The following is a 14,904-nucleotide window of genomic DNA, read 5'->3' on the forward strand; positions in this document are numbered from 1 at the left end:
ATGGGGGCTCTGCCCCCATACCCCCGGAGTATTTGTGAAAAGATGAACGGGCTGAGGCATGAAACGGATCAATCTGGCTTTGCAGGGCGGCGGCGCACATGGGGCGTTCACTTGGGGTGTGCTCGACCGGTTGCTGGATGAGGAAGATATCGAGGTCGCGGCCATCACAGGAACCTCGGCCGGGGCGTTGAACGGGGCGGCGTTCAAGTCGGGGATGGTGCATTCCGGGCGAGAGGGCTCGCGCGCGCGGCTGGACGGGTTGTGGAAGCGTATGGGTGCGATTGGCGACATGCGCATGGCGAATTGGTTTCGCGGCCTGGAACCGGCGGCCATCGCGCAGGCGATGGAGTATTCTGTGCCGTTTTCCATCGGGGACGCGTGGTCGCGGATGGTCTCGCCCTATGCTTATGGGCCATTCTACAGCAATCCGTTGGAACCGGTGGTGGACCGGTTCAATTTTGCCGAAATTTGCGCGGATGAAGGCCCGCGCCTGTTCGTGTGTGCCACTTGCGTGCGAAGCGGAAAGATCCGCGTCTTTACCGGGGACGAGATTTCCACGGATGCCATTCTGGCCTCGGCCTGTTTGCCGACCTTGTTCAAGGCGGTCGAGATATTTGATCCAAAGACCAACCGGACTGAAGCCTATTGGGACGGAGGCTATACCGGCAATCCGGCGCTTTATCCGCTGTTCAATGAGGACTTGCCAGACGACGTGGTGATCGTGAACATCAACCCGTTGGAGCGCGACGAGGTTCCGATCACACCGCAGCAGATTCAGAACCGCATCAATGAGATCAGTTTCAACTCATCCCTGTTCCGGGAACTGCGGGCGATCAGTTTTGTTCAGCGGTTGCTGGAAGAGGGCAAGCTGAAAGCCGGCGAGATGAGCCGTGTTCTGGTTCATATGATTGCGGACAACGAACTGATGAACAGCCTGTCTGTTGCCACCAAGACCGTGCCCAATCCGGTTATTCTGCACAAGTTGAAGAAGGCCGGGCGGGATGCGGCGGACGGTTTTCTTGCCAGACACAAGGATGATTTGGGTCAGAACAGCACTGTCGATCTGCCAGCAATGTTCAACTGATCACTCGGGTGGCTGTGTCGGGTCTTTTCCGTTGGGATAGACTAGCCCCGCTGAAATCACCAGTTTCGCGGCGTCTTCGATGCTCATATCCAGCAAAATTACGTCTTCGGCGGGGAAAAACAGCAGAAATCCCGAGGTCGGGTTCGGGGTTGTGGGCACGAATACGCTGAGCAGCTCGCCACCCGTTTCGGCACGCTCGCTGACCTCACCCTTGGCGCTGGTCGAGACAAAGCCGATGGCCCAGATGCCTCGTCGCGGATATTGGATCAGGCAGGCTTTTTCAAACGAGCGCTCGGTCTGGGCAAACACAGTTTCCGAAATCTGTTTGATCCCGGAATAGACCGAGCGCACAACGGGCATCCGGTCTACGAGGCTTTCGGCAAAATGGATCAGTGAGCGGCCCAGAATGCCCTTGGCGATCCAGCCAACGATCACTGTGAAGAACAGGAAGATCACCACGCCCACGCCGCGCAGGTTGATGCCCACATATTGCTCTGGCTGGAACTGGTGCGGCACCAGCGGCAGGACCGCACTGTCGATCCAGCCTACGACAGACCAGATCAGCCAGACGGTCAACCAGACAGGTGCAATGACGACGATGCCCGTCAGAAAGGACGCGCGCAGCCGTGAAAACAGGCCGGGGCGGCGATGGGGCTCTTCGTCAAACGGTGTATTCATTGCAGTTCCGAATGGTTTCCGTGGTTTAGGTAGTCAATCCACGGCTCTGGTACAATAGGTTAGCGTCAACGCTGTTGCACCAATGCGCACGCGATCTTTGCCGCCAATCGCGCGTTGTTGCGCACAAGGGCGATATTGGCGACCAGCGAACGACCCTCGGTCTTTTCAAAGATGCGTTGCAGCAGGTAAGGCGTGACGGCCTTGCCGGTGATGCGGTGCGCATCCGCGTCAGCTTGCGCCGCGGCGATGATAGGGGCGAGTTCCTCGGCCGGGATCTGATCGGCGTTGGGGATGGGGTTCGCCACAAGTTGGCCGCCGGGCAGACCCAGCGCGCGGCGGGTGGCGTGCGCTTTGGCGATGGCGTCGGCGCTGTCCATGCGCAGGGGCGCCGCAAAAGGCGATTTGGCTGACCAGAAAGCAGGAAACTCGTCCTGACCATGCGCGATCACAGGAACGCCCAACGTTTCAAGAACCTCAAGCGTTTTGGCGAGGTCGAGGATGGCTTTTGCACCGGCTGCGACAACTGTCACCGGCGTATGCCCAAGCTCATGCAGGTCAGCGGAGATGTCGAATGTGGTCTCGGCCCCCTGATGCACCCCACCGATGCCGCCGGTGGCAAAGACATCGATCCCGGCGTAATGCGCCGCGATCATGGTGGCGGCGACGGTTGTCGCCCCGGTGCCGCCGGTCGAAATGCAGGCCGCCATATCCGCACGCGAGATCTTGGCGACGCCCTGCGCCTGACCCAGCCATTGCAGCTGCTCAGGCTCCAGCCCCACGTGCAGTTTGCCTTCGATCACGGCCATGGTTGCAGGAACTGCGCCCGCATCGCGGATGTCCTGTTCGACCTGAGCCGCAACTTCGACATTCTGCGGGTAGGGCATGCCGTGGGTGATGATGGTGCTTTCCAGCGCAACGATGGGTTGGCCTGCGTCTTTGGCGGCGCGGACCTCGGCTGAGTAATGGATGTCGATCACAGTGGGGTTTCTCCGGATACGTAGGTTGCAGCGGCGTGCAGGGCGCGGGTCAGGGCCTCGTCACTCGAAGCGCCGTCGGATTCTGAGGCGATATGGGCCGCCAGGAAGGTATCCCCGGCACCGGTCACGCGGGTGACCAGAACCGAAGGGGGCGTCTGGGTCAGGATTTCGTCGGCATTGCCGACAGTGGCCGAGTTGCCGCCATCGGTGACCAGCACGCGCAGAGCGCCGCGATCCAACAGGCCTTTGGCGGCAGATTCAGAGTCGGTGAATTCGCGCTGACACAGGATACCTGCCTCTTCGAGGTTCACATAAAGGGTGGCACGGGCGTGTTTCAGGAAAGGTAAAAGACGTTCTGCCTTGCCGGGTGAGGCCGGAGCCACACGCAGATCAGCTTTTGCAAAGGCGGGGCTTTGGGCAATCTCTTCCAGCAGGTCCAGTGTAAGGTTGCCGTCAAGTGCAATGGGGCCTTCAAACGGTGTGTTCTCATAGCCCAACGGTCCGTGCATCAAAGGGTGTAATATCTTCGCGCCTGCGGCCTCCAGCGAATGCGCGTCGGCAATGGCCGCGATCAATCCATTCGCGCCTTCGACGGCCATGTAGCGATCAGTCGGCAAGTCTTGTGAGCGATAGATGTGTTCCGTGACCATGCCGAGGCGGGAACAGGCATGCACCAGTTCGTCGCCTTCGGGGTCGCGACCAATGGCGGTCAACAGGGTCGGGGCCATGCCAAAGCGCACCAAAGTCATGGCTATGTTCATCGCAACGCCGCCGGGCAGCCGGGTGATCCGGCCTGGCACGTCCGAGCCCTGCCGCATAGCGCTGGCTGATCGTCCGATCACATCCCACAGGACCGAGCCGATACACAGGATATCACTGTTCTGAGTCATAAGGGATGTCATGCCGCAGGGGTGAAGCCCGTGCAAGCCAGAACGTTACAGCAATCAGAGATTCGGAGGTTGTCAGGCCGATGCGCCCTTTGGGCTTGCGATCCACGGTCTTCGCGGGAACAATCGAAAGCAATGATTGGTGATTTGATTTTTCCGTTGGAGCGTTTCGTATGAATGGCCCTGGTTTCCGTGCCATCCTTCGCGTCCTGAAAACCTGTGCTCTGAGTTTTTTTGTTTTTTTTACTTTGCACTCGGGGGCTGTCAGGGCGCAATCCGACCCACCAACCATTATTGATTTCTGGGTCAAGTCGGACACTCTGTTTCTTGAGGTAAAGTTGAATGCCGAAGCTATGCTGACCGGGATCGACCCGACACAGCAGAACGCCTTTTCTAACGATCCACAGTACAAATCTCTGCGCCGGATGGTTTCGTCTGAATTGGAGCCGCAGATCAGAGATTTCGTTCAAACCTGGAAGCAAAGCCTTGTCGTTGAGGCTCCTGATCGGTTGAGCCTGTCATATGAAGGTGTGCGTATTCCTGTGGTTGGAGATACGGAAAAGACGCGTGTTTCCAAACTGTTGTTGACCGCGCCTTTGCCGGATCAGGCATCTGGCTTGCGTCTGACTTGGCCGTCAGGGAACGGGCCGATCGTGCTTCGACAGCAGGATGTAGTGGCCCCATACACTGGGTATTTGACTGCGAGCGAGGCAAGCCCGCTGATCCCGTTGCAGGGCGGGGCATCCCTGACAACACAGCAAACCTTGCAGACGTTTTTTGCAAAAGGGCTTGGCCAGTTTGTTCAAAACCCAATCAAGCCGTCCATTCTAGCTTTGGTGCTAGTGTTCCTGTCTTTGAACCTGCGCTCAGTTGCTCCCCAACTGGCCTTCTTATCGGCGGGCATTCTGGTTGGACTTTGGCTGGGTTTGTACGACGTTGTGGTGATGTCCAGGGCTATCGAGGCCCCGGCGCTGGTGGCCTCGACCATCGTTCTGGCGCTTTGGAATCTTGTCGCCAGAAGGTTACAGGTCTGGCGTCTGTTGGCCGTGCTTGCCGTGGGCTGTCTTCAGGGGCTGGCATTGTCCACGGCCCTGAGGGGGATCGGGGTGCCGCCTGATCATCTTCCACCGTCCATTCTGGGATATTGGGCGGGGAGTATTCTGCCGTTGATCTTTGTCGCTTTGCTAGTCTTTGCTTTGGCATTTTTTCTAGCTGGAAACTCGCACAGAACACGAGGCCGGATATCGGTTCTGGCCTCGATGCTGATCGCCGGGATCGGGGTCTATTGGATGGCTGAACCCTGGCTATTGGGTTAAGCCATCGCAGCCAGCAGCGTGTTCAGTGCGCCCATCGGATCATCGCTGCCCCAGATTTCATCGCCAATGCCGAAGAAATCAGTGCAAGGGGCCAGACCGCGGACCAATTCAGCCGTCAAACCGCCTTCGGCCACAACCGGAACCTCGATCATCTCGGACCACCACTGGAACAGGTCCTTTTCGGCGCGGGTTCCGTCCCCCAACGTGGCGTTGCCAACCGGTCCGAAGGCCACATAATCCGCCCCATTTTCGCCCGCGGTCATGCCGTCATGGCTGGAGGCACCACAGAAACTGCCGACAATGGCGTCTGCGCCCAATTCCTTGCGCGCGGCGCGAACCGACCGCGCCCCGTCATCCAGATGCACCCCGTCCAAACCCAGACGCTGCGCCAGCAGAACATGGTTCGAGATCACGATGGCCACGTCGCGCGCATGGGCGACTTCGCGGCAGGTGTCGGCTGCGCGGGCAATGGTATCTTCGTCGCTCCCGGCCAGCGCGAGGCGGATGCAGGCAATCTCGGCCCCGTCCAGAACAGTCGCCAGCTTGTTCGTGAATGTGCTCAGTTCGATGGTTGGAGGCGTGATCAGGTAAATCTGCGGCTGCTCGGGGGTGTCCATGGGCGCGTCCTTCGGCGTTTGATCTTTGGCGCGGTTTAGCGGATTAAAGCGCGGAAGCAAACTTTTAAGCCTCCGGCGGAGGTATTTGGGAACAGAAGAAGAGGATCGGGTTGCTCTGGCCATGCAGGCGGATTAGAGCGGACGGAACTTTTCGGAGAAAGCCATGCCCAGCGACAAATCCCAGCCTTCCTTCGTGCTTGTGCGCCCGCAGATGGGTGAGAACATCGGCGCTGCTGCACGGGCGATGTGGAATTTCGGGCTGGACCGGATGCGTATCGTGGCACCCCGCGATGGCTGGCCGAACCCCAAGGCCGTAGCGATGTCCAGCGGCGCGGGGCGGTTGTTGGACGAAGCACAGCTGTTTGACGATCTGGCCGGGGCGTTGGCTGACAGCACCTTTGTCTTCGCCACCACGGCGCGGCAACGCGGGCTGACGAAACCCGTCTATAGCCCCGAGCGCGCCATGCAGATCGCGGCCGAAAAGGTCGCAGCAGGCGAGAAGGTTGCGGTTCTGTTCGGCCCTGAACGCGCGGGGTTGGAGAACGAAGACATCGCCAAGGCCAACGCCATCATCTCGGTTCCGGTGAATCCGGAATATGCCTCGCTGAACCTGGGTCAATGTGTGTTGCTAACTGCCTATGAATGGATGCGCCAAACGGGCGACGTGGTGCATGAGACCACTGATCTGGGCAAGGGCGACTGGGCCACTGGGATCGAGGTTGAGAAACTGGTCGAGCATTACGAGGATCGGCTGGAAGAGGCCGGGTTCTTCTATCCGCCCGAAAAGGCGGAAGGCATGAAAGTGAACCTGCGCAATCTGTGGTCGCGGATGCGGATGACACGGGCCGATGTGCAGATGCTGCACGGGATCATGCGGCAGATGGTCCGCTGGAAAGACAAAGGCTGAGGCTGGACCTATCTTCCCCCAAACCCTAGCTTGCGACAAAATCAGGACATGAGGACAGCATGAGCGGTAAGCGCAGCATCTTCGAAGAGGTCTCGGACACCGAAAAACAACAGGCGGTTCAACCCGGTATGATCGACCGGGGTCGAGGAGGCGCGCGCAAGGCGATCCGTGTCTGGCTGATGATCCTGTTTGTTTTGGTTGTCGTGATGATCGCAGTTGGCGGCCTGACGCGCCTGACGGACAGCGGTCTTTCGATCACCGAATGGCGTCCGATCACCGGTGCCATCCCGCCAATGACCGAAGCAGATTGGCAGGCGGAGTTCGACAAGTACAAGCAGATCGATCAATGGCGGATCCAGAACCAGTGGATGGAATTGAGCGACTTCAAATCCATCTATTGGTGGGAATGGGGCCACCGGCAACTGGGCCGTGTGATCGGGTTGGTCTGGGCGCTCGGCTTCCTCGGCTTTCTCGTCGCGCGCAAGATCCCGACAGGCTGGATCGGCAAGCTGTTGATCCCCGGCCTTCTGGGGGGTGTTCAGGGCGCGGTTGGCTGGTGGATGGTCGCCTCGGGCGTGACACAGGGCGAAGGCATGATCGCCGTCGCCAGTTACCGACTGGCCATCCATCTCGGCCTGGCATTCGTGATCCTGGGTTTTCTGGCGTGGTATATCTTTGAGCTTGGTCGCGACGAACGTGACCTCATGCAAGCGCGCCGCGCCAAAGAGGCAAAGCTGTTCTCGCTTTCGACCGGCCTGATGCATTTCGCCTTTTTGCAAATACTCATTGGCGCGCTGGTCGCTGGTATCGACGCCGGTCGGTCTTTCACCGACTGGCCCCTGATCGGTGGGCAATTGCTGCCACCAGATGCGGCTGCGCTGGAGCCTATCTGGCGCAACTTCTTCGAAAGCCCTGGACTTGTGCAGTTCATTCACCGCTGCGCCGGGTATCTGCTGTTCATCTTTGCTGTCATCGTCTGGCGCCGTGGCGGTGCCAGCGCGCATCCGCAAACGCGCTTTGCGTTCAACGCGGCCTTTGCGGCGCTGTCGCTTCAGGTCGTCGTTGGCATCGTAACCGTGGTCTACGGTGCGCCATGGCAGATCGCCATCTTCCATCAGTTCATGGCAGTCGTCGTTTGGACCCTGATCCTTCGCGTGCGGTTCCTGACAGCCTACCCAATCGCAACATCTGTGCGCGGAGTTTGATACCATGACCGCTTTCAACGACCTGATGGCCTTTCAGCGTGAAACATCGGCTTTGGGGCAGATCGCTGGACGGCTGGGCTGGGATCAGGAAACCGTGATGCCACGCGGGGCCGCTCCGCAGCGCGCCGAAGAAATGGCGGCGATCGAGGCCGTCCTTCACGCACGCCGATCCGATCCGCGCGTGGCTGAATGGCTGGAACAGGCCGCGCCTCAGGATGAGGTCGGCAAGGCGCAGCTTCGTGAGATCCGCCGCGCATATGACCGGGCCGTTAAGGTACCTGCCGATCTGGCAACCCAGATTGCCCGAGTAACGTCCGCGGCGCAGGGAACCTGGGCCCAAGCGCGGGCGGACGAAGACGTTTCGGCGTTCCTTCCGGTGCTGGAGGAGGTTGTCTCGCTCAAGCGTCAGGAAGGTGAGGCACTGGCGCAGGGCGGAAATGTTTATGACGCCATGGTCGAGGATTACGAACCCTATACGACCGGCGCGCAGATCGCGGCGATTTTCGATGAGATGCGTCCGCGCTTGGTTGCCTTGCGCACGGCCGTTCTGGATCGCCCGGAACCTGCAGCGCTGACCGGCAGCTTCAATGAGCAGGCCCAAATGCGGCTGACTCAGAATCTCGCGGTCGCATTTGGCTATGACCTCAACAACGGGCGCGTGGACAAGGCTGTTCATCCGTTCAGCTCCGGCAGCGGGCTGGATGTGCGTATTACCACGCGGACCAGCGAAACCGATCCGTTCAACTGCTTCTATTCGACCATTCATGAGGTCGGTCACGCAGCCTATGAACAAGGAATCAACCGCGACTATCTGCTGACACCCCTCGGGCAAGGCGTGTCCATGGGTGTGCACGAAAGCCAAAGCCGGATCTATGAAAACCAGCTGGGCCGGTCGCGCGCCTTTACGGGCTGGTTGTTCGACCAAATGACCGAGGCGTTCGGAGATTTCGGTATTTCAGATGCGGATGCGTTCTATGCCACCGTGAACCGGGTTCATAACGGCTATATCCGCACCGAGGCGGATGAGGTTCAATACAATCTGCACATCATGCTGCGGTTCGACCTTGAGCGCGCTTTGATGGCCGGAGACCTGCAGGTCAGTGATCTGGAAGCCGCCTGGAACGACCGCTTCAAAGCGGATTTCGGTTATGCGGTCGACAAGCCCTCGAATGGCTGCTTGCAGGATGTTCACTGGTCGGTTGGTCTATTCGGATATTTCCCGACCTATTCGTTGGGCAACGTTTATGCCGGATGCCTGTATCAGGCATTGCGTAACGCTGTACCTGGGCTGGAGGCACAATTGGCCGAAGGCGACACATCCGGCGCAACAAGCTGGTTGCGCGAGCACGTCCAGCAGCATGGTGGCCTTTATGCGCCGCGCGAGATCATTCAGCGGGCAAGTGGGATTGAGCCTGGGCCTGAACCACTGATGACCTACCTGGAACAGAAGTTTGGCGCGCTGTACGGGTTGTGAGTTGTTGGGGAGCGCTTAAGCGCGCTTAGAGATTGGCAACCTGAACCAGCTCGATCCGCGCCGCGACCGCCGCAAAGAACAGGACGCTGCCGACCAGAACAAACACGTGCCATATCGTGTTGTGGAACGGCAGCCAGTCCAGCAGGTAGAAGGCGACTCCGGCGGTGTAGACGAGCCCTCCGGCGATCATAAGGGTGACGACTGTTGGGGTCAGCTCTGTCAACATGGATTGGCCGGCCCAAACTGCTGCCCATCCCATCAACAGGTAGAGCGCAAGCCCGAACCAGCGGAATCGGTTTGGATCGAACATCTTGAGCGCCGATCCAAGTGTTGCTGAAGACCACAGGCCAATCAATAGCCCCGGTGATTGCGTTCCCGACAGCAGCAGGAACGGTGTGTAAGTGCCCGCGATCTTGACGTAGATGCCCGAGTGGTCGAGGCGGCGCAGAAATGCGCTCCAGTCGTCGTGTTCGATCATGTTGTAGAGCGCTGAAAAGGTCAGCATCAGAACCAGCGTCACGCCGTAGATCGACGCGCCCAGAACGGCAGTGGGGTCCGAGCGATAGTAGATGGTCAGAGTTATCAGCATTGGAACGGCGATCAACGCGGATGAAACGCCGAGCACATGGATCACACCGTCGCTTACACGCTCAGCGCGGCTGTAGGCGGGGCGGATATGTGCGAAAGACCACATGTTAATAAGGCTAGGCATTGGATTGGTCCTGGACAAGCGCGTCAACCGGGGGACTGCCGATAACGTGATCCCAAACGGCAAAACGCCCGCAATAACGGGCGTTTTGTTTCAAAAACGTAGTGAAACGTGAGAGTTACTCTTCGGTTTCCTCATCGCCCTGATCGGCGATCCAGGCGACGCTGACGACCTCTTCGCCCTTGCCGGTGTTGAAGACTTTCACCCCGCCCGCGCTGCGGGAACGGAAGGAAATACCATCGACCGGAACCCGGATGGATTGGCCCTTGGAGGTGGCCAGCATGATCTGATCGTCGATCTCAACCGGGAAAGAGGCCACGAGCTCGCCGCCACGCATGGCCTTGTCCATTGCGGCGACACCCATGCCACCGCGTCCGCGAACAGGGTAGTCGTGGCTGGAGCTAAGCTTGCCCGCACCACCTGCGGTGATGGTCAGGATCAAGTTCTCGGCGGCCGACATTTCGGCATAGCGTTCCTGGCTGATCGTCGCCAGCGCATCACCTTCTTCGTCCGTCGCCTCGGCATCGTCGGCCAGACCGGCCACCGCTCGGCGCATCTTGAGATATGCGGCCCGTTCATCCGAGGTAGCGTTGAAATGGCGGATCACCGACATCGAGACCACCTCGTCATCGCCGTTCAGACGGACGCCGCGAACACCGACAGAGGAGCGGCTGTTGAAGACCCGCACATCTGTTGTTGGAAAGCGGATAGCACGGCCGGATTTGGTGACCAGCATCACGTCGTCATCTTCGGAACAGATACGTGCGTTGATCAGCTTGGTATCGGCGTGCTCATCCTCGAACTTCATGGCGATCTTGCCGTTGCGTTTTACATTGGTGAAATCCGACAGGCGGTTGCGCCGTACGGTGCCTGCACTAGTGGCAAAGACGATCTGCAGGTTTTCCCACTCTTCATCTGGGACATCCACGGGCATGATCGCTGCGATGGAAACCCCGGTCGGGATCGGCAGGATGTTAACGATGGCCTTGCCCTTACCGGTGCGCCCCGATTGCGGCAGGCGCCACGTCTTGAGCTTGTAGACCATCCCGTCGGTGGTGAAGAACAGCAACTGCGTATGGGTGTTCGCCACAAAGAGGGTGGTGACCACGTCCTCTTCCTTGGTCTGCATGCCCGACAAGCCCTTGCCGCCACGCTTCTGCGCCCGGAAATCGGCCAGCGGTGTGCGTTTGATGTAACCGCCGGAAGTAACAGTCACGACCATGTCTTCACGTTCGATCAGGTCCTCGTCTTCCATATCGCCGGACCAGTCGACGATCTCGGTGCGACGCGGTACAGCAAACTGCTCGCGCACGCTGCGCAGCTCATCGCCGATGATCGACATGATGCGCTCGCGCGAGGACAGAATATCCAGATATTCCTTGATCTTGGCGGCCAGTTCCTCCAGTTCGTCCGTGACCTCTTTGACGCCCAGTTGGGTCAGGCGCTGTAGGCGCAGGTCGAGGATGGCGCGGGCCTGAACCTCGGTCAGGTTATAGGTGCCGTCGTCGTTCATCTTGGACAGAGGATCGTCGATCAGGCGCAGATAGCCTTCGATTTCGGAGGCGGGCCAGCGGCGCGTCATCAGCTTTTCGCGCGCTTCGGCGGCATCGGCAGATGAACGGATGGTGGCAACCACTTCGTCCACGTTCGACACGGCAACGGCCAGGCCACACAGGATATGGCTGCGTTCGCGGGCCTTGCGCAGGTCGTATGCGGTTCGGCGGGCGACGACATCCTCGCGGAAGTCGATGAACGATGTCAGGAACCGGCGCAGGGTCAGTTGCTCGGGGCGGCCACCATTCAGGGCCAGCATGTTGCAACCGAACGAGGTTTGCATCGGCGAGAAACGGTAAAGCTGGTTCAGTACCACCTCGGGCGTGGCATCGCGTTTCAGTTCAACGACGACCCGCACGCCGTTGCGGTCGGATTCGTCCTGCACATGGGCCACGCCTTCGATGCGCTTTTCGCGCACGGCCTCGGCGATCTTTTCGATCATCGAGGCTTTGTTTACCTGATAGGGGATCTCATCCACGACGATGGCGTATCGGTCCTTGCGGATTTCCTCGGTGCGGGTCTTGGCGCGGATGATGACGCTGCCGCGGCCCTCAAGGTAAGCTTTGCGCGCGCCGGACCGGCCAAGCATAACGCCTCCGGTTGGGAAATCAGGGCCGGGGACGTATTCGATCAGTTGCTCTGACGTCAGGTCAGGGTCGTCGATCAAAGCCAGCGTTGCGTCGACAACTTCGCCAAGGTTGTGCGGCGGGATGTTGGTTGCCATGCCGACAGCGATACCACCGGCGCCGTTGACCAGCATGTTCGGAAAACGGGCGGGCAGGACGGTCGGTTCCCGGTCCTTGCCGTCATAGTTGTCCTGAAAATCGACTGTCTCTTTTTCGATATCGGCAAGAAGCGAGGCGGCGGGCTTGTCCATCCGCACTTCGGTATAGCGCATGGCCGCCGGATTATCGCCGTCCATTGAGCCAAAGTTGCCCTGACCATCCAGCAGTGGCAGCGACATCGAGAAATCCTGTGCCATCCGCACCAGCGCGTCATAGATCGCGCTATCGCCGTGCGGGTGGTATTTACCCATGACGTCGCCAACGGGGCGAGCCGACTTGCGGTAGGCCTTGTCGTGGGTATTCCCGGTCTCGTGCATGGCGTAAAGAATCCGCCGGTGCACCGGTTTCAGGCCGTCACGCAGATCGGGGATCGCGCGGCTGACGATGACCGACATGGCATAGTCCAGATAGGACGTACGCATCTCGGATTCGATGGACACCGTCGGGCCGTCATAAACGGGGCGCTCGGGCGGGGTTTCATCCATGTTTTCGGGGATTTCTGGCGTATCGCTCACGTAAACTGCCCGTGCCTTGTAATGGGTCTATATCTTGTGGATGTATCTTATCAGACTACGCACATAAGGTGCAAGCAAGCAGCGATTTTAGCAGGGGAAATCCTCGGTAACAGCCAAGTAATATAATGTTATCTAAGTATTAGGAGGTTTTCGTGCTAGCCTGAAGAGACCTTGCAACAAACCGGAGATCTGCATGAAGCCAAGTGAAACCGAATTGATGCTAAAGGGCTACGGGCTGACGACGGCGGAATTTTTCTATCACATGCCCGATTACATCCACGTCTTGAACACGTTCATCTGGCAGGAATACGACCTTGCGCCGGATCATCCCAAACTGTTCGAATTCATCGACTTTTGGCAGCGGGAAATCGAAGGCCCACTGCATTCCGTCAAGTTCACACACCGCAAAATGATCGCGCCGGGTGAGTGGCGCAATATGGTTGGCGAGTTTCGCGTGAATTGAGCGGTCGATTAAGTCTGCGCAAGCATCAAAAAACCATTCTTATTTGAGGCAAGTCGGGTACAGTCGCACCCAATCTGCTGGTGCCAAACGGAAACTGACTATGACCCGAGCTTTGTTCCTTGCTGCAGCGCTTTGCCTGAGCAGCCCTGTTTTTGCAGAAGGCGTTCTGGACAAGATCAAGAAAGGCGCTGAGAGCGTTGGGAATACCATCGACAAAGGTGCAGCGGCGGTCGATGACACTATCAATTCCACCTCGGAATTGCTGTCTAACGAGGCAACACCTGAAGAAACGCGTGCGAAGCTTGACGCTATGGCGGGTGAGATTCTGGATCAGCTTCTGGCAGAAAACCCAGATGCGCAGTCACTTTATGACATCAGTGCCGGGTACGCGGTGTTCGATTCTCGCAAGGTTACCGTATTTCCTGTTTCGGCGGGCTATGGCAGGGGTGTGGCGGTGTCGAAGGACACCGGGCAGCACACGTATATGAACATGGGGACTGGCGGTGTCGGCGGTGCCATCGGTATTGGGGGGTTTGAAACCAAGTTCGTGATACTGTTCGAAACGCCAGAAGATTTCGATAAGTTCATTACCCAAGGCTACGACGCAACTGCAGAAACCGGGGCCATGTATGGCGAGGACAAAACGGGTGAAACCCTGCGCTTTACTGACGGACGCTCGTTCTTTGTTCTCAACAAGAAGGGGTGGCGTGTATCGGCTGGCGCCTCTGGCACAAAATTCTGGAAATCGCCCGAATTGAACTAGCCCGAACAACTGGCTCCGCCCAGGACGCAGAACTTGGCGCAATGGGGGTGGTTCAGGTGAACGTCGGCTTCGGCCTCAGCCAGGGTCTGGCCCATCTCGAACTCGGGCTCGTAGGGCAGTAGGGTGCATGCCAGCACGGCTGGCTTTTCGGCACCTTTGCGCTTTACCACCATTCGGGCGCTGGCGCACATGACTGCGTCGGGTGATTTGTCAAGAATACCCCAGCAAGCCGTTGTGATTTCTGGCACTTCGACCGTTTCGTCCATTTCAGGGAACAATACTGTCTGAGCCGGATTCTGCGGGTCAATAACAAAGCTGTGTTCGGCAAAGAAACCGGCATACCCCGCACGGCTTTCTGCATCTGTATCACCCCAGACAGTGCGCCCCGCGATGGCCATTTGGAAACCGTGGTCGCGCAACCACGCCATGCCAGTGACGGTTTTGTCAAAGCTGCCTTTTCCGCGTTCTTCGTCGTGAAGTTCAGGCCGGTAGTGATCGACAGAAATGCGCAGAGTCAGCTTGTCGTTGTAGTCTTTTTGCAGCTCCAGCAACCCCTCGCGCATTTTTCGTCGCATCATCGGGGCCATCGCGTTGGTCAGGATCAGAACTTTATATCCACGTTCCAGCGCAGCGCGGGTCATTGCGATCATTTCGGGGTTCATGAACGGCTCGCCGCCGGTAAACCCGATCTCGTGCACCGGCCAATTGCGGGCTTCGATCTGATCTAGGTAATCGCGCACCTCGTCAGCGGTGATGTAGACCAAAGCGTCATTGGTCGGGCTGCTGGCGATGTAACAGTTCACGCATTCGATGTTGCACAGCGTACCGGTGTTGAACCAAAGGGTATCAGGTTGTGTCAGGGAAACCGTCGCGCGAGTTTGGCCGTCGGCTGTCACGGATTTGTTTTGAAACTTGCCGATATTGGCAAGCTGAGGGGCATTGTCTTTCATTCCCGCATCCGGTTCCTTGA

14 protein-coding genes are annotated in these 14,904 nt (G+C 58.6%); 7 read left to right on the forward strand and 7 right to left on the reverse strand.

The window, feature by feature from the left end:
* Positions 1–58: 58 nt before the first annotated feature.
* Positions 59–1,084, forward strand: a complete 1,026-nt coding sequence (locus ACR0LF_RS01605; protein ID WP_480573983.1) for a patatin-like phospholipase family protein — start codon at positions 59–61, stop codon at positions 1,082–1,084.
* Here ACR0LF_RS01605 and ACR0LF_RS01610 read toward each other — a convergent pair whose 3' ends face one another.
* From ACR0LF_RS01610 to ACR0LF_RS01620, 3 genes are all read right to left on the reverse strand, one after another.
* On the reverse strand, positions 1,085–1,762 hold the full coding sequence (locus ACR0LF_RS01610) for a DUF502 domain-containing protein (protein ID WP_480573986.1): 678 nt from the start codon (positions 1,760–1,762) through the stop codon (positions 1,085–1,087). It abuts the gene before it with no gap.
* 65 nt (positions 1,763–1,827) lie between these two features.
* The gene (locus tag ACR0LF_RS01615; protein WP_480573989.1) at positions 1,828–2,739 is read right to left on the reverse strand and encodes a pseudouridine-5'-phosphate glycosidase; all 912 of its coding nucleotides are present in this window, start codon (positions 2,737–2,739) and stop codon (positions 1,828–1,830) included.
* On the reverse strand, positions 2,736–3,629 hold the full coding sequence (locus ACR0LF_RS01620; protein WP_480573992.1) for a PfkB family carbohydrate kinase: 894 nt from the start codon (positions 3,627–3,629) through the stop codon (positions 2,736–2,738). The genes ACR0LF_RS01615 and ACR0LF_RS01620 overlap by 4 nt, the downstream gene beginning before the upstream one ends.
* Before the next feature lie 170 nt (positions 3,630–3,799).
* Here ACR0LF_RS01620 and ACR0LF_RS01625 point away from each other — a divergent pair, with 170 nt between their 5' ends.
* Positions 3,800–4,942 carry a hypothetical protein gene (locus ACR0LF_RS01625; protein ID WP_480573995.1) on the forward strand — a complete coding sequence of 381 codons (1,143 nt, stop codon included), beginning with the start codon at positions 3,800–3,802 and terminating at the stop codon, positions 4,940–4,942.
* Here the strand turns inward: ACR0LF_RS01625 and ACR0LF_RS01630 are convergent.
* Complete coding sequence (locus ACR0LF_RS01630) at positions 4,939–5,559, reverse strand: thiamine phosphate synthase (RefSeq protein WP_480573998.1); 621 nt, start codon at positions 5,557–5,559, stop codon at positions 4,939–4,941. The two genes, ACR0LF_RS01625 and ACR0LF_RS01630, sit on opposite strands and share 4 nt — an antisense overlap.
* A 163-nt stretch (positions 5,560–5,722) precedes the next feature.
* Between ACR0LF_RS01630 and ACR0LF_RS01635 the strand changes: the two genes are divergently transcribed.
* The 3 genes from ACR0LF_RS01635 to ACR0LF_RS01645 are packed head-to-tail and all read left to right on the forward strand — an operon-like array spanning position 5,723 to position 9,145.
* Positions 5,723–6,466, forward strand: coding sequence for an RNA methyltransferase (locus ACR0LF_RS01635; protein WP_480574001.1), 744 nt, complete (start codon positions 5,723–5,725; stop codon positions 6,464–6,466).
* A 59-nt stretch (positions 6,467–6,525) separates the two neighbouring features.
* Positions 6,526–7,671 carry a heme A synthase gene (gene ctaA / locus ACR0LF_RS01640; RefSeq protein WP_480574003.1) on the forward strand — a complete coding sequence of 382 codons (1,146 nt, stop codon included), beginning with the start codon at positions 6,526–6,528 and terminating at the stop codon, positions 7,669–7,671.
* A 4-nt stretch (positions 7,672–7,675) separates the two neighbouring features.
* Positions 7,676–9,145: a carboxypeptidase M32 gene (locus ACR0LF_RS01645; protein WP_480574006.1), complete on the forward strand. Its 1,470-nt coding sequence runs from the start codon at positions 7,676–7,678 to the stop codon at positions 9,143–9,145.
* 25 nt (positions 9,146–9,170) lie between these two features.
* On the opposite strand, the gene trhA is transcribed toward ACR0LF_RS01645, so the two are convergent.
* Entirely contained in the window at positions 9,171–9,857 is a 687-nt protein-coding gene (gene trhA, locus ACR0LF_RS01650; protein WP_480574009.1) for a PAQR family membrane homeostasis protein TrhA, read from the reverse strand.
* A 115-nt stretch (positions 9,858–9,972) separates the two neighbouring features.
* Positions 9,973–12,678 (reverse strand): DNA gyrase subunit A, encoded by a 2,706-nt coding sequence (gyrA, locus tag ACR0LF_RS01655; protein WP_480576148.1) that lies wholly within the window; start codon positions 12,676–12,678, stop codon positions 9,973–9,975.
* 223 nt (positions 12,679–12,901) lie between these two features.
* Here gyrA and ACR0LF_RS01660 point away from each other — a divergent pair, with 223 nt between their 5' ends.
* Both ACR0LF_RS01660 and ACR0LF_RS01665 read left to right on the forward strand, forming a co-directional pair.
* Positions 12,902–13,171 carry an usg protein gene (locus ACR0LF_RS01660; protein ID WP_480574012.1) on the forward strand — a complete coding sequence of 90 codons (270 nt, stop codon included), beginning with the start codon at positions 12,902–12,904 and terminating at the stop codon, positions 13,169–13,171.
* Positions 13,172–13,271: 100 nt separating this feature from the next.
* Positions 13,272–13,934, forward strand: coding sequence for a lipid-binding SYLF domain-containing protein (locus ACR0LF_RS01665; RefSeq protein ID WP_480574015.1), 663 nt, complete (start codon positions 13,272–13,274; stop codon positions 13,932–13,934).
* On the opposite strand, the gene ACR0LF_RS01670 is transcribed toward ACR0LF_RS01665, so the two are convergent.
* Positions 13,931–14,884 (reverse strand): radical SAM protein, encoded by a 954-nt coding sequence (locus ACR0LF_RS01670; protein WP_480574018.1) that lies wholly within the window; start codon positions 14,882–14,884, stop codon positions 13,931–13,933. The genes ACR0LF_RS01665 and ACR0LF_RS01670 overlap by 4 nt on opposite strands.
* Positions 14,885–14,904 lie beyond the last annotated feature (20 nt).

It is taken from the genome of Ruegeria sp. E8 (genome assembly GCF_056533985.1).

What these genes read in the sequence shown, in the direction of transcription:
- ACR0LF_RS01605 (WP_480573983.1), top strand. Translation starts at nt 59, where the DNA reads ATGAAACGGATCAATCTGGCTTTGCAGGGCGGCGGCGCACATGGGGCG.
- ACR0LF_RS01610 (WP_480573986.1), bottom strand. Translation starts at nt 1,762, where the DNA reads ATGAATACACCGTTTGACGAAGAGCCCCATCGCCGCCCCGGCCTGTTT.
- ACR0LF_RS01620 (WP_480573992.1), bottom strand. Translation starts at nt 3,629, where the DNA reads ATGACTCAGAACAGTGATATCCTGTGTATCGGCTCGGTCCTGTGGGAT.
- ACR0LF_RS01625 (WP_480573995.1), top strand. Translation starts at nt 3,800, where the DNA reads ATGAATGGCCCTGGTTTCCGTGCCATCCTTCGCGTCCTGAAAACCTGT.
- ACR0LF_RS01630 (WP_480573998.1), bottom strand. Translation starts at nt 5,559, where the DNA reads ATGGACACCCCCGAGCAGCCGCAGATTTACCTGATCACGCCTCCAACC.
- ACR0LF_RS01635 (WP_480574001.1), top strand. Translation starts at nt 5,723, where the DNA reads ATGCCCAGCGACAAATCCCAGCCTTCCTTCGTGCTTGTGCGCCCGCAG.
- ctaA (WP_480574003.1), top strand. Translation starts at nt 6,526, where the DNA reads ATGAGCGGTAAGCGCAGCATCTTCGAAGAGGTCTCGGACACCGAAAAA.
- ACR0LF_RS01645 (WP_480574006.1), top strand. Translation starts at nt 7,676, where the DNA reads ATGACCGCTTTCAACGACCTGATGGCCTTTCAGCGTGAAACATCGGCT.
- trhA (WP_480574009.1), bottom strand. Translation starts at nt 9,857, where the DNA reads ATGCCTAGCCTTATTAACATGTGGTCTTTCGCACATATCCGCCCCGCC.
- gyrA (WP_480576148.1), bottom strand. Translation starts at nt 12,678, where the DNA reads ATGGATGAAACCCCGCCCGAGCGCCCCGTTTATGACGGCCCGACGGTG.
- ACR0LF_RS01660 (WP_480574012.1), top strand. Translation starts at nt 12,902, where the DNA reads ATGAAGCCAAGTGAAACCGAATTGATGCTAAAGGGCTACGGGCTGACG.
- ACR0LF_RS01665 (WP_480574015.1), top strand. Translation starts at nt 13,272, where the DNA reads ATGACCCGAGCTTTGTTCCTTGCTGCAGCGCTTTGCCTGAGCAGCCCT.
- ACR0LF_RS01670 (WP_480574018.1), bottom strand. Translation starts at nt 14,884, where the DNA reads ATGAAAGACAATGCCCCTCAGCTTGCCAATATCGGCAAGTTTCAAAAC.